Source organism: Methylibium rhizosphaerae (genome assembly GCF_006386545.1).
Classification (GTDB): domain Bacteria; phylum Pseudomonadota; class Gammaproteobacteria; order Burkholderiales; family Burkholderiaceae_C; genus Pseudorivibacter; species Pseudorivibacter rhizosphaerae.
Genome location: NZ_SWAR01000167.1, coordinates 1 through 823, shown reverse-complemented (window position 1 = coordinate 823; position 823 = coordinate 1). Strand labels below are relative to the sequence as shown.

The following is an 823-nucleotide window of genomic DNA, read 5'->3' as shown; positions in this document are numbered from 1 at the left end:
GCAGCGACTACCACCGGGCTTGGTCGAATGACACCTTCTTCCAGCATTGAGAGACGAATCGTCATGATGTTCAGAAGTGCCTCGGCCGTTGTACTCACGTCTGGCTCCGTGATGCCTAACGTTTGACATGAGCGGCATGTGGAGGCGGGCGCAGCCCGCTGGAACATGTCCGCTCGATGGAAGGGTTAGGCGTCGGCCTCACAGCGGGCGCCAAATGGCTGTAGGAGGACTCGCCTTCAGACTGGCCCAAAATTCGACATGTGTCGGCTTGGCTCTTTCGTCGTAATAGTTGGGATCGGCTGTGACGAACGAGCCGTGGACGTCAATAGAACTTTCCTGCACTGCGACGACTGTAAGGCGCGCATTCCAAGGGCTGTAGTGCTCCCCCGCGTAGAGATGCGTCAAAGGACGAGATTCACAAATGTCTTCCGACGTCGCCTGGCTATGAACCTCGAGGGTTTGGCCGACGTACAAGCCCTCGCCTGCCGCCAGGCTCAGCATAGCGAACTGAGGTGAACCCATAAACTCGGCGCTCTCACTGAACGAACACGCCACAGAACAAGATAGTGTTCCCGAAGGCGATAGGTTGTACACGCCACTGATGATGCCAAACGAGAGATCACCGTCCTGATGATGGAAGACAAGCCGCGAGTCCATGAGATGCCTAACGTTCGACGTAAGGGGCCTGCCGAAGGCAGGTCCCCTTGACGGAGGGGTTAGGCCTTGCGCTATAGAGGAGAGAGTGAAACGGAGACATCTTTGCTTCCGCTATAGGTTGCGGGGCAACCTTCAGAGTACGACGAATACTTTGCTTCGAATGAGA

The 823-nt window shown here is 56.3% G+C and carries 1 protein-coding gene; it reads right to left on the bottom strand.

The annotated features are described in order from the left end of the window. Positions 1–198 precede the first annotated feature (198 nt). Positions 199–657, bottom strand: a complete 459-nt coding sequence (locus E8D38_RS27940) for a hypothetical protein (protein WP_140637594.1) — start codon at positions 655–657, stop codon at positions 199–201. Positions 658–823 lie beyond the last annotated feature (166 nt).